The organism is Mycobacterium sp. IS-3022, assembly GCF_001500065.1.
In the GTDB taxonomy this organism is placed as follows: Bacteria; Actinomycetota; Actinomycetes; order Mycobacteriales; family Mycobacteriaceae; genus Mycobacterium.
Genome location: NZ_LQIN01000001.1, coordinates 634,520 through 649,469, shown reverse-complemented (window position 1 = coordinate 649,469; position 14,950 = coordinate 634,520). Strand labels below are relative to the sequence as shown.

Genomic DNA, 14,950 nt, shown 5'->3' with positions numbered 1-14,950 from the left:
ATCAAACGACAACAGCCGCCGCGTCGCATCGGCGGTCATGACTCCTGCCCCACATCGGCCGTCATCGCCACCAACACCCGGTTCAACCGCTGCATCAACCGCTCGATGGTGGCCGCCTCGAATACCTCGGTATCGAACTCGACACGAACACGCAGCTCGTCACTCGGGGCAATCTGCACCGAAAGCGGATAATGATTCAATTCGCGTGCGGTGATGTCTGTGATGGCCAATTCCTGGTCGTCTCCCGTTGCGGCGGTGTCGATCGGGTAGTTCTCGTACATGAAAAGGGTGTCGAACAGTTGGTCGTGGCCGGCGACGCGGTGAATCTCGCTGAGCGCTAGGTGCTGGTGCTCCAGGGTGTCGTTATAGCCGCGTTGGAGCTGGTCGAGCAGGTCGGCGATGGTGGTTGCCGGCGAGATGGTCGCGCGCACCGGGACGGTATTGATCAACAGGCCCACCATTGAGTCCGCGCCGGCCACCTCGGCGGGCCGCCATGAGACGGCGGTGCCGAAGGCGACATCCTGCTGGCCGGTCATGTACATCAGCAGCTGTACCCAGGCGGCCTGCAGCACGGTACTGACGGTGGTGTGGTGTGAGCGCGCCAGCTCGTTGACAGCCCGGGTGATTTCCTCGGGGACATGGAACCAGGCAACGCCCCGCGGCCCCAGTCCGATCCGCCCTACCGGACCCACCAGTGTCGGGGTGTCGAACCCGGCGAACACCTTACGCCAGGCCGTGCGGGCGGCGTCCAGGTCGCGCTCGGCCAGCCAGCGCACAAAGCCGCGATACGACGAGGGTGCGGGCAGCCGCTGTCCGAAGTAGCTGGCGATGATCTCCCGCATCAGGATCGACGTAGACCAGCCATCCATCACCATGTGGTGGTTCGTCAGCACAAAGCGGTGCCGGTCCTCTGCGGTGCGGACCAGTGCGGCCCGGAACGTCGACGGATCGTCGAAATCGCAGACCGCGGCGCGTTCGGCCGCACATAGCCGCTGAACCTGATCCTCGAGATCGATATCTTCGGTGCCCAGGTCGACAAACCGCCACGGCAGCACTGGGTCGGCCGGGATGATCTGCACCGGCTCGTCGAACTCTGCACAGAATTGGGCGGCGAGGTTGGGATGTCGGTTGAGCACCGTCTGCACGGCGTCACGCAGCCGATCCGCGTCAAGGGCACCGCTGATGGTGATATCCAGCTGCACCGCGTACAGATCGTCGCCACCCTGGGGTGTGCTCGCGTGGAACAGCAGGCCCTGCTGCAGGTGGGTCAGCGGCAGAATGTCGGCGACTTGGTACTGCTGGCACAGTTCGTCGATCTGACGCTGGCTCAGCCGCGCCGGCGCGATATCCGACGGCGTCAACCCGCCCCCACCGGCGCGCACGTGCGCGCAGATGCCGGTCAACGCGTCAAACCACAACCGGCTCAACCGATCTACCTGCGCGTGGTCAAGCGCCGATTGCGCCCACCTCCAGTCGGCCTGCAGGCGTGGGCCGGCGTCGGTGTCGGCGGTGGCGGCGTTGAGCTCCAAGGTGTGAGCCAACGGAATCGGCAAGGCCGCGGTGATTCCAGTGACCGCCATGCCGTCCTGGCTGAGCTGCCACACCTCATCGGAGAGCTCAGCCGCCGCCGCGCCCAACCGCCCTAGATAGTTGAACCCGATCACCGGATCCTGTTCGGACAGCTCAACATCGGGGTTCAAATGGCGCAGCAACCCGTAACTCAAGCCGTCCGGGACCGACCGCAACTGCTCTTTGGCATCCTTGACCAGCGCCCCCAACGGAACGTCACCGGTCACCACCTTCGCCCAATCCAGCCCGTCAAACCTCAGTGCCACTGGGTAAACGGTGGTGAACCATCCGACGGTGCGCGAAAGGTCGACATCGGCGGCCAGTTCCTCGGCCCGCCCGTGGCCCTCCACATCGATGCCGATCGGCACGCCGTTGGTGCCCACAAACTGCGCGCATGCCAGCCCGAACGCGATCAACAAGATGTCTTGCACCCCGGCATGAAACGCCGCGGGCACCTCACCGAGCAGCATCCGAGTGTTCTCGACGTCCAGCTGCACGGACAACTGCCCGGCCGTGGCAAACGTGTCTACGGCTGGCTGTATTGCCGGCAGCGCGGTCGGGGCCGCCGCCACCCGCCGCCACGCATCGGCGAGTTCCACCACCTCCGGCGCGCGTGCGTGCTCGGCAAGCAGCGCAGACCACCGGGCGAACGACGTCCCAGGCGCCGGCAGGGCGATCGGCTGCCCGCTGTGATGCTGAGCCCACGCAATGTTCAAGTCCTCGAACAGGATTCGCCAGGACACCCCATCCACCGCGAGGTGGTGCACGATCAACGCCAACTGATTCGTGGAAGTCACCCACAGCGCGCTGAGCATCTCCCCGGCGGCCGGGTTGAGCCGCGACCGCGCCGCTATCAGCGCCTCATCGGAGAGCACATCGACCGTGTGCAGGCAATCGCGCGCGTCGACCGAGCCGGCCTCAGGTACCTGCAATGACCAACCCTCGTCGGCGTTGTCGACGCGACACCGCAACATGGCATGCCGATCCAGCAAGGCCTGCAACAGAACAACCACGTCGGCCTCGCCGGCCCCAAGCGGTGCCTGCACCACCACCGTTTGATTGAACTGCTCAACGGGGCCCTCGACACTTTCCAGCCAGCGCATGATCGGCGTCGCCACCACCGGGCCGACGCCATCGTCGACCGGGCCGGCCTCACCGTCGGTGACCCGGGCCACGCGCGCCAGCCGCGCCACCGTCTGTTCGACGAAAATGTCGCGCGGACGACACACCACCCCGGCGGCCCGGGCACGGGCCACCACTTGCATCGACAAGATGCTGTCCCCGCCCAACTCGAAGAACGACTCGTCGACGCCAACCCGATCCAGCCCCAGCACCTGGGCGTAGATGCCGGCCAGGATCTCCTCGATAGCGGTGGCCGGGGCACGATACCGATCACCATCGGTGTATTCGGGTGCCGGCAGGGCTCTGGTGTCGAGCTTGCCGTTGACCGTCAACGGGAGAACATCGAGTACCACCACCGCCGCGGGGACCATATGCGCCGGCAACCGCTCGCCCACCTTCGCCCGCAGGGTGGCCGGGTCGGCGGTCCCGATCACATAGCCGACCAGGCGCTTGTCGCCGGGGCGGTCCTCGCGCGCGATCACCACCGCGTGCTGGACCCCATCACAGCCGGCCAGCGCTGCCTGGACCTCGCCGAGCTCGATGCGATACCCACGAATCTTGACCTGCTCGTCAGCGCGGCCCACATATCGCAGCTGCCCATCAGCACCCCACGACACCAGATCCCCGGTGCGGTACATACGCATTCCAGATGCCTCGGCACCGGCGAATGGGCACGCCACAAACCGCGACGACGTCAACCCCGACCGGCCGACATACCCATACGCCAGGCCGGCGCCGGCCACATACAACTCACCCACCACTCCGGCGGGCACCGGCCGTAACCAGTGGTCCAGCACGAAGAAGCCGAGATGGGCCAGCGGCACCCCGATCGGGCTGACCGCGCTCTCGACATCGCTGTCGACGATGCCCCGCACCGAGGCATGCACCGTGGTCTCGGTGATGCCGTACATATTGACCAGCCGCGGCAACCCCGAATGATTACGTAGCCACGGCTCCAGCCGCTGCGGCTCGAGCGCTTCACCGCCGAACACCACCGTTTCCAGCTTGAGCTGATCACCGCGCTCGGGTGCCAGCGCATCGGCGGTTTGCAGTGCATAAAACGCCGAGGGGGTCTGGCTCAAGACGCTGACCTGCTCGGCAACCAATAGGGAGTGGAGCTCTTCCGGTGAGCGGACCACCGCATCGGGCACCACCACCACGCGTCCACCACCCAGCAGCGCGCCGAAGATCTCCCATACCGAGAAGTCGAACGCCAACGAGTGACACTGCGACCACACCCCCGCCGCGGGGACCTCGGCCTCCAATGACTCCAACAGCGTGGTCACGTTGCGGTGCGCGACCGCCACCCCCTTCGGGGTTCCGGTGGTGCCCGAGGTGTAGATGAGGTAGGCGACGTTGTCCGGGTCGGGCGCCGGCAGTGCGGTGCTGGGCCGGTTGTCGATCGCCGCGTCGTCGATCTCGATGACGACCAGCTCGTGGCCGTTCAACCGCGCACGTAGCTCCGCCGTGGTGACCGCTACCGTCGGGGCGGCGTCGCCGACCACGAACCCGATCCGCGCATCGGGATGCGCCGGATCCAGCGGCAGATAAGCCGCCCCCGTCTTGAGCACCGCCAGCATCGCCACGATGGCCTCGGCCGAGCGCGGCAGCAGCAGCGCCACCCGATGTCCCGGGCCCGCACCGAGCTCTGCCAGCTGATGCGCCAACCGGTTGGCGGCCTCATCGAGCTCCCGGTACATCATCGAGCGGCCCTCGAAGGTGACCGCCACCGCCTCCGGGGCGCGGGCCACCTGCTCGGCGAACAACGCGGGAATCGACACCGACCTGCTGGCGGCCCGGGTCAACACCGCCCGATTACCGACCGCATCCAGCCGGGCATGCTCGGCCTCATCGAGCAGATCCACCGACGAGAGCCGCCGGGTCGGGTCGGCCGTCATCGCCACCAACATCCGCTCCAGCCGCTCAACCAGCGCCTCAACACTGGCCAGGTCGAACAGATCGGCATCGAATTCGAGGCGGATGGCCAGTTCATCGCCTGGCGCGGCAGCCACCGTGAGGGGGTAGTGGTTGTATTCGCGCGCCGTCATGTCGCTGATCGACAACTCGTGGACGCTTGACAACGCGGCGGTATCGACCGGGTAGTTCTCGTATACGAAAAGGGTGTCGAACAGTTGGTCGTGACCGGTGACGCGGTGGATCTCGGTCAGCGCCAGATGCTGGTGCTCGAGCGTCTGGTTGTAAGCGTGTTGCAGCTGGTTGAGCAGGTCGGCCGTGGTGGTTGCCGTCGTGATGTGCCCCCGAACCGGCACGGTGTTGATCAACAACCCCACCATCGATTCCGCGCCGGCCAGCTCGGCCGGCCGTCCCGACACTGCGATGCCGAAGGACACGTCACGCTGGCCGGTCAGCGACATCAGAATTTGCGCCCACGCGGCCTGCAGCACGGTGTTGACGGTGGTTTGGTGCGAACGGGCCACCTCACCTATGGCGCGGGTGGTCTGCTCAGAAACCCGATGCAGAACAGCGCCTCGCCGCCCCAGACCCAACCAGCCCGGCGGGCCCACAAGTGTCGGGGTGTCGAAACCGGCAAACAAGTCTCGCCATGCCGCGTGGGCGGCAGCGCGATCCTGATCGGCGAGCCAGGCAACGAAGCTGCGATAGGACGCGGCCGCCGGCAGCCGCTGCCCGTAATAGCCGGCAACTATTTCCTGCAGCAGGATCGGCAGCGACCAGCCGTCCATCACGATGTGGTGGTTGGTCAGAACGAACCGATGGCGATCCTGCGAGGTGCGGATCAACGCCGCCCGGAACGGCGGCTGATCCACCAGATCGGCGACCTCGGCGCGTTCGTCGGCGCAGAGCTGCTTGACTTGCTCGTCGACATCGACGCCGTCGGCGTCCAGCTCGACATACCGCCACACCATCACGGGGTCAGCCGGGATGACCTGCACCGGCTCGTCGAAGTCTGCGCAGAAGCGGGCCACAAGATTCGGATGCCGCTTGACCACCGTGTGAACGGCATCGCGTAGCCGATGCGCATCGAGGGCACCGCTGAGCGTGATCTCCAGCTGGACCGCGTACACATCCTCGCCGTCGTCCTGTGCGCTGCCGGCGTGATACAGCAGCCCCTGCTGGAGCGGGGTCAACGGCAACACGTCAGCGATGCGGTATTGCCGGCACAGTTCGTCGATCTGTTGCTGGGTCAGCCGCGCCGGCGCGAGATCCGACGGCGTCAACCCGCCTCCACCGGCGCGCACATGCGCGCAGATCCCTTCGAGCGCCTCAAACCACAACCGGCTCAACCGGTCGATCTGCGCCTGGTCGACTGCCGATTCCGCCCACGTCCAGTTGGCGTGCAGCTGCGGGCCGGCGTCGGTGTCGGCGGTGGCCGCGTTGAGCTCCACGGTGTGGTTCAGCGGCATCGGTATCGCCGCGGCCGCGCCCGTAAACGACAAACCCTCCTCGCTGAGCCGCCACAACTCCTCCGACAGCTCGGCCGCTGCCGCACCGAGCCGCCCCAGATAGTTGAACCCGATCCTCGGGTCGGAGTCGCCCAGCTCGACGTCGCTGTTCAGATAGCGCAGCAGGCCGTAGGTCAGCGAGTCGGGCATGGCGCGAAGCTGCTCTTTGGCGTCCTTGATCAACGACCCCAGCGCGGCCTCGCCGGCGACCACCTGGGCCCAGTCCGGCGGGTCGATCGTCAACGAGACCGGGTAGACGGTGGTGAACCAGCCCACGGTGCGCGTCAGATCGATATCGGCGGACAGTTCCTCGTGGCGGCCGTGGCCCTCGACATTGATGCCGATCGGTGTGGCGCCGGTGCCCAAGAACTGCGACCACGCCAACCCGAACGCGATCAACAGGATGTCTTGCACCCCGGCGTGAAACGCCGCCGGGACCTCGCCCAAGAGCAAGCGGGTGGTCTCCACGTCCAGCTGCATCGACAACTGCCCGGCCGTGGCGAAGGTATCCACCTCGGGCTGCACCGCGGGCAACACTTCCGGGGACGACGCCACCTGGCGCCACGTGTCGGCCTGGTCGACCACCTCCGGGCGGCGTGAATACTCGTCCAGGAACGACGCCCAGCGGGCAAACGACGTGCCGCCGGCCGGCAGGGCTATCGGCTCACCGCTGTGATGCTGTGCCCACGCGATGTTCAAGTCTTCCAACAGGATTCGCCAGGACACCCCGTCGACGGCCAGATGGTGGATCATCAACGCCAGCTGGCCGGTCGAACCAGCCCACAACGCGCTGAGCATCACCCCGGCGAACGGGTTCAGCCGCGACCGCGCGTCCACCACCGCCTCATCGGACAACACGTCGACCGTCAGCAGGCGATCGCGCGCATCGACCGAACCCGCTTCGGGCACCGTCAACGACCACGACCCGGCGCCGTCGTCGACGCGTAGCCGCAACATCGCATGCCGATCCACCAAGGCCTGCAGGACCGCCACCACGTCGGCCTCGCTGACCCCGGCCGGGGCCTGTACCACCAGCGTTTGGTTGTACTGATCAACCGGGCCGTCGACGGTTTCCAGCCAGCGCATGATCGGGGTCGCCACCACCGACCCGATTCCGTCGTCGGCGGGGGCGGCCTCGTCGTCAGCCACGCCGACCACCAGGGCAAGACGGGCCACGGTCTGCTCGACGAAAATGTCGGGCGGCTGGCACCTCAGACCGGCTGCCCGGGCCCGCGCCGCCACCTGCAACGACAAGATGCTGTCGCCGCCGAGCTCGAAGAAGGACTCGTCGACGCCGACCCGTTCCAGGCCCAGCACCTGCGCGTAGATGCCGGCCAGGATCTCCTCGACCGCGTTGGCCGGGGCGCGGTACCGATCAGCATCCTGATATTCCGGTGCCGGTAGTGCGCGCTTGTCGAGTTTGCCGTTGACCGTCATCGGCAACGTTTCCAATACCACCACCGCGACCGGGACCATATATGCCGGCAGCCGTTCGGCCAGGACAGCGCGTAGCTCAGCCGGGTCGACGATTCCGGTCGCCGACTCGGTGACATAGCCCACCAGTCGCCTGTCACCGGGGCGGTCCTCGCGGGCGATCACGACCGCCTGCTCGACCCCATCGCAGCCGGCCAGGGCCGCGCGCACTTCGCCGAGTTCGATGCGGTACCCGCGGATCTTGACCTGCTCATCGGCACGGCCCAGATAGGTCAGTTGCCCATCGGGTCGCCAGCACACCAGATCCCCGGTGCGGTACATACGTGTTCCGAGTGCCTCCGCGCCGCCGAACGGACACGCCACGAACCTCGACGCCGTCAACGGCGCCCGACCCAGATATCCATACGTCAGGCCACGGCCCGCGACGTACAACTCGCCGACCACACCGACCGGTACCGGCCGCAACCAACGGTTCAGCACAAAGAAGGCCGCTCCCGAGACAGGCGAGCCGATCGGCACCACGCCTGAACCTGCGGTCAGCGGTGCGCTGATCGCCACATCCACCGTGGTTTCGGTCGGGCCGTAGACGTTGACCATCACCCGCCGGGGCGCCCACCGATCCACCACCTCGGCGGGACACGGCTCAGCGCCCACGACCAACGCCACCGAATCCAGCCCCTCGGGCGACAGTGTCCCCACCGCAGAAGCGGTCTGGCTCAACACGGTGACCTGTTCGGCGATCAGCAAGGCGCGCAGATCTTCTGGCGAGCGGGCCACGTCTTCGGGCACCACCACCAGCCGGCCACCGCCCAGCAGGGCGCCGAAGATCTCCTGAACCGAAGCGTCGAAGGCCAACGAGTGCCACTGCGACCACACCCCCGCCGGTGGCAGCGGCGCATGCAGGGACTCCAGCAACTGGGTCACGTTGCGGTGAGCGACCGCCACTCCCTTGGGCGCACCGGTAGTGCCCGAGGTGTAGATGAGGTAGGCGATGTCCTCGGGCGCGGGCATCGGCAGCGCGGTGCTCGGCTGGGCGTCTATCGATGGATCGTCGACGTCGATGACCGTCAGTTCGTGGCCGTCAAGCCGCGTCCGCAGGTCGGCGGTGGTGACTGCGGCAATCGGCGCGGCATCGCCGACCATGAAACCGATCCGCGCGTCGGGATGGGCGGGGTCGATCGGAAGATAGGCCGCGCCGGTCTTGAGCACCGCCAGGACCGCCACGATCGCCTTGGCCGAGCGCGGCAAGAGCAGCGCCACACACTGCCCCGGGCCGGCGCCTCGGTCAACCAGCAGGTGCGCCAACCGGTTAGCCGCCTCGTCCAGTTCCCGGTACGTCATTGAGCGGCCGTCGAAGGTCAGTGCCGGCGCCTCCGAAGCGCGGGCTACGTGCTCAGCGAACAATGCGGGAATTGACCCCTGGGTCGCCTGTTGGGCCAACACCTTCCGATTGCCGAACTCGTCCAGCCGCGCATGCTCGGCCTCATCGAGCAGATCCACCGACGACAGCCGCCAGGTCGGGTCGTCGGTCATCGCCACCAACACCCGCTCGAACCGGGCAACCAACGCCTCGATGGTTCCCGCGTCGAACACGTCGGTGCGGAACTCCACCTCCCCTCGAATCCCAGCCGGCTCACCGGCCCGGGTCCAGCTTTCACCGAGGAAGAACGTCAGATCCATGCGGGCAGTTTGGGTGTCCACCGGCAGCTGCGTGACTTGCAGATCACCCAGACCCAGATCCGCGGCGGGCTCGTTGTTCTGCCAGGACAACACCACCTGGATCAGCGGATGATGACTCAGGCTTCGGGTCGGGTTCAGCCGCTCCACCAGCACCTCGAAGGGCACGTCTTGGTGCTCGTAGGCAGCCAGGCTCCGCCCTCGCACTTGAGCCAGCAACTCGGTAGCACTGGGGTCCCCGGCGAGGTCGACCCGCAACACCAAGGCGTTGACGAAGAACCCCACGAGGCCGTCAAGCGCCGTGTCGCGACGCCCGGCGATCGGGAACCCCACCGCCACATCGCTGCTGGCGCTGATCTGTGACAGCAGCGCGGCCAAGGCGGCCTGGACCACCATGAAGCTGGTCGCGTTGTTTTCACGAGCCATCCGAGCGACCCGCTGCTGCAGCTCGGCCGGCCAGTCCACCGCTACTCGGGCGCCTCGGGAATCGGCAACTGCCGGATAGGGCCGATCGGTCGGCAGCTCCAGGCGTTCGGGCAGCCCCGTCAAAGCCTGCTCCCAGTAGGTCAGCTGCGCAGCGATGGGACTGTTGCTGTCGTCGAGCTCGCCCAGCTGCGCACGCTGCCACAGCGTGTAATCCACATACTGCACCGGCAACGGCGCCCACTCGGGAGGCCGCCCCACGCACCTGCTGGCATAGGCCACCCCGAGGTCGGCCACCAGCGGGGTGATCGACCAGCCGTCCGCAGCGATGTGGTGTACCACGGCCACCAGCACGTGTTCCTCGTCAGAGATGCGGAAAAGCCGTGCCCGCAACGGGATTTGGTTCGCAAGGTCGAACGCGTGACGCGCCGCGCTGTCGATGGCCTCGTCTAGCTCGACTGCCGTCCATCCGGTGGCATCGATGATCTGCCAACCGAAGTCAGCCCGCTCGGCGGGCGTAACCAGCTGTTGCGGGATTCCGCCGACCGCCGGGAACAGGGTGCGCAGACTTTCGTGGCGCTCCACCACATCTCCGAGCGCTTGGCCCAACGCCTCGGCATCAAGCCGCCCGCACAGCCGCAACGCAGTCGCCATGTTGTAGACCGGGGAGGGCCCTTCCAACTGGTCGATGACCCACAACCGGTTCTGGGCGAATGACAACGGAACCACCGCGGGCCGCTCAACGGCCACCAACGGCTCCAGCCGGTCCGCCTCACCACCGAGGCGCGGCGCCAACTCGGCAACCGTCGGCGCCTCAAATACCGCACGCACCGATAGGTGTGCATCCAGGCCGGTGTTGACGGCAGCGACCAGGCGCATCACCGACAGTGAATCCCCGCCCAACTCGAAGAATGAGTCGTCGACGCCGACTTGCTCGAGTCCGAGGACCTGGGCGTAGATGCCGGCCAGGATCTCCTCGGTGGGGTTGGCCGGAGCGCGATATCGACTGTCGGTGTCGGTGTACTCGGGTGCCGGCAGGGCGCGGGTGTCGAGCTTGCCGTTGACCGTCAACGGCAGCGCGTCGAGTACCACAACCGCGGTCGGGACCATGTAGCTCGGCAACCGCTGACCCACCTTTGCCCGCACGGTGGCCGGGTCGGCGGTCCCAGTTACGTAGCCCACCAGGCGCTTGTCGCCGGGGCGGTCCTCGCGCGCGATCACCACCGCCTGCTGGACGCCGTCGCATCCGGCCAGCGCGGCCTGCACCTCTCCGAGTTCGATGCGATACCCACGGATCTTGACCTGCTCATCGGCGCGTCCCAGATACCGCAGCTGCCCATCGGTACCCCACGACACCAGATCCCCGGTGCGATACATCCGGGCCCCGGCACCGGCGAACGGGCAGGCCACAAAGCGCGTCGACGTGAGCGGAGCCCGGCCGACATACCCATACGCCAGACCGGCGCCGGCCACATACAGCTCGCCCACCACCCCGGCGGGCACCGGCCGCAACCAGTGGTCCAGCACGAAGAAGCCGAGATGGGCCAGCGGCACGCCGATCGGGCTGACCGTGTGATCGACGTCGGCGTCGACGATCTCGCGCACCGAGGCATGCACCGTCGTCTCGGTGATGCCGTACATGTTGACCAGCCGCGGCAACCCCCGATGATGACCCAGCCACGACCGAAGACGCTGCGGTTCCAGCGCCTCCCCGCCGAACACCACCGTCTCGAGCTTGAGCTGATCGCCCTGTTGGGGTGCCAGCGCATCGGCGGCCTGCAACGCATAGAACGCCGATGGGGTCTGGCTCAACACACCCACCTGCTCGTTCACCGACACGGCGTGCAGCTCCTCGGGCGAGCGCACCACCGCATCGGGCACCACCACCAGCCGCCCACCACCCAGCAGCGCGCCGAACATCTCCCACACCGAGAAGTCGAACGCCAGCGAGTGACACTGCGACCACACCCCCGCCGCGGGGACCTCGGCCTCCAACACCTCCAGCAGCCGAGTCACGTTGCGGTGCGCCACCGCCACCCCCTTCGGGGTCCCGGTGGTACCCGAGGTGTAGATCAAATACGCAACTTCATCCGGGGACGGCGCCGGCAAGCCGACGCGGGGTTGAGCGTCCAGGGCCGGGTCATCGATGTCGATGACCACCAGCTCATGGCCGTCCAATCGCGACCGCAGCTTTGCAGTGGTGACCGCGGCCATCGGGGCGGCATCACCGACCACGAACGCGATCCGCGCATCGGGGTGCGCCGGATCGAGCGGCACATAGGCCGCTCCTGTTTTGAGCACGCCGAGGATCGTCGCGACCGCCTGGCCCGAGCGCGGCAACAACACCGCCACCCGCTCACCGGGGCCCACCCCATGACCGATCAGCAAGTGCGCCAACCGATTCGATGCCTCATCGAGCTCCCGATACGTCACCGAGCGACCCTCGGCGCTGATCGCCACTGCCTCCGGGACGCGCGCCACCTGCTCGGCAAAAAGCGCGGGAATCGACATGGGGGCGGGTGCCGGTGCGGTCAATACCGCCCGGTTGCCAACCTCATCCAGCCGGGCATGCTCCTCGACATCGAGCACGTCCACCGACGAGAGCCGCCGTGTCGGGTCCGCGGTCATGGCCACCAACACCCGCCGCCACCTCCCGATCAGCGCCTCGATGCTGGCCGGATCGAATACGTCGGTGCGGAACTCCACTTCGCCGGCGATCCCGGCAGGCTCACCGGCCTGGTTCCAGCGCTCGCCGAGGGCGAACGTCAAATCCATGCGCGCTGTGCGGGTGTCGGACGGCAGCGGCGTGACCTGAAGATCGTCCAAGGTCAGCTCGGCAGCCAGGTCGTTGTTCTGCCAGGCCAACATCACCTGGACCAGGGGGTGATGGGTCAGGCTTCGCGTCGGGTTCAGCCGTTCCACCAACACCTCGAAGGGCACGTCTTGGTGCTCGTAGGCGGCCAGACTCCGCCCTCGCACCTGTGCCAGCAGCTCGGCGCTACTGGGGTCCCCTGCGACATCGATCCGCAACACCAGGGTGTTGACGAAGAACCCGACAAGCTCATCCAGGGCGGGATCGCGCCGCCCGGCGATCGGGAACCCGATGGCCACATCGGTGCTGGCGCTGAGCTTGGCCAGCAGGACCGCGAGGGCGGCCTGCATCACCATGAAGCTGGTCGCATTGTGCTCACGGGCCACCGCAGCGATCTGCTGCTGCAACTCGGCCGGCCAGTCCACCGCAACCTTCGCGCCCCGATAATCAGCAACCGGCGGATAGGGCCGATCGGTGGGCAGCTGCAGTCGCTCGGGCACGCCGGCCAAGGCCTGTTCCCAGTAGGCCAGCTGCGCAGCGATGCGGCTGTCGCTATCGGCCAGTTCACCCAGCTGCGCACGCTGCCACAACGTGTAATCGACATACTGCACCGCCAACGGCGCCCAACCGGGGGCCTGCCCCGCGCGCCGGCTGGCGTAGGCCACCGCCAGGTCACGCACCAGTGGGATGATCGACCAGCCGTCGGCGGCGATATGGTGCACCGCCGCCACCAACACATGCTGGTCATCGGCGATGCGGAAAAGCCTTGCCCGCAAAGGGATCTCGCTCGCCAGATCAAACGGCTCACGCACCGCGGCGCCGATGGCATCGTGAAGCTGGACCGCCGACCATCCGGTAGCGTCGACGACCTCCCACTGGAACTGCGCCGACTCGGCCGGCACCACCAGCTGTTGAGGGGTCCCGTCGACGGCCGGGAACAGGGTGCGCAGGCTCTCATGGCGGCCCACCACATCGACCAACGCTTGTCCCAACGCCTCGACATCCGGCAGTCCGCTCAGCTGCAACGCAACCGACATGTTGTAGATCGGTGAGGGCCCCTGCAACTGGTCGATGAACCACAGCCGGTGCTGGGCAAACGACAACGGCACCACCGCCGGCCGCTCCATCGCCACCAACGGCTCGAGGCCACCCCCGTCGGAACCGATACGGGGCGCCAACTGGGCCACCGTGGGCGCCTCGAACAGGGTGCGAACCGCAAGGTGGGTACCCAGCCCGGTGTTGATCGCGGCGATCACCCGCATCGCCGACAGTGAGTCCCCACCCAAATCGAAGAACGAGTCATCGGCCCCGACCAGTTCGATCCCGAGAACTTGGGCATAGATACCGGCCAATATCTCCTCGGTGGGGGTGGCCGGGGCGCGATACCGATCGACGTCCTGGTACTCCGGTGCCGGAAGGGCGCGCTTGTCGAGCTTGCCGTTGGGCGTCAACGGCAGCGCGTCGATGACCACCACCGCGGCGGGGACCATGTAGGCCGGCAACCGCTCGGCAAGTTTCGTGCGCGCCGTGGACGGGTCGGCGGTCCCGGTCACATAACCGACCAGCCGCTTGTCGCCGGGACGGTCCTCCCGGGCGACCGCCACCGCCTGCTCCACCCCGTCGAGGGCGGCCAGCGCGGCCTGGACCTCGCCGAGCTCGATGCGATACCCGCGGATCTTGACCTGCTCATCGGTGCGGCCCAAATATTGCAGCTGCCCGTCAACGCCCCAGCGCACCAGATCCCCGGTGCGATACATACGGGTTCCGGCTGCCTCGGCATCACCGAACGGACACGCCACAAACCGCGACGCCGTCAAGCCGGACCGGCGCACATACCCGCACGCCACCCCGCGTCCGGCCACGTACAACTCGCCGACGACGCCCGCCGGCACCGGCCGCAACCATCTGTCCAGGACGAACAGCGCCGCCCCGGATACCGGTGACCCGATCGGCGCCACATCCGAACCCGGTGTCAGCGGTGTACTCATCGCGGCATACACCGTGGCTTCGGTCGGGCCGTAGGCGTTGATCATCACCCGTCCCGCCGCCCACCGATCCACCAGGTCGGTCGGGCACGCCTCGCCGGCGACCATCAGCACCGTCGACTCCAGCCCCTGCGGCGATAGCATCCCCGCCGCCGACGGGGTCTGACACAAGACGCCGACCCGTTCAGCAACCAACAAGGCGTGCAACTCGTTCGGTGAAGCGGCGACGTCTTCGGATGCCACCACCAATCGCCCACCATGCAGTAGAGCCCCGAAGATTTCCCACACCGAGACGTCGAAGGACAGTGAATGCCATTGCGACCACACCTGTCCCGGTGCAACCTCGGCGGGCACTGACTCCACAAGCTGGGTCACACTGCGGTGTGCGACCGCCACCCCTTTGGGCACACCCGTAGTGCCCGACGTGTAGATGAGGTAGGCGATGTCATCCGGGGCCGGCCCTGCCAAAGCGCTACTCGGTTGGCTCTCTACAGCGGGGTCGTCGA

Annotated in this window: 1 protein-coding gene (only partly in view); it reads right to left on the bottom strand. The window is 67.3% G+C overall.

Annotation, left to right across the window (positions count from 1 at the left end; all coding sequences use genetic code 11):
* Positions 1 to 35: 35 nt before the first annotated feature.
* A protein-coding gene (locus AU188_RS03075; protein ID WP_286137271.1) for a non-ribosomal peptide synthase/polyketide synthase crosses the window boundary here: on the bottom strand, positions 36 to 14,950 show its 3' portion. 12,484 nt of this gene lie beyond the right edge of the window; only the last 14,915 of its 27,399 coding nucleotides appear in the window; the start codon falls outside the window, past its right edge — the gene reads right to left on this strand; the stop codon is at positions 36 to 38.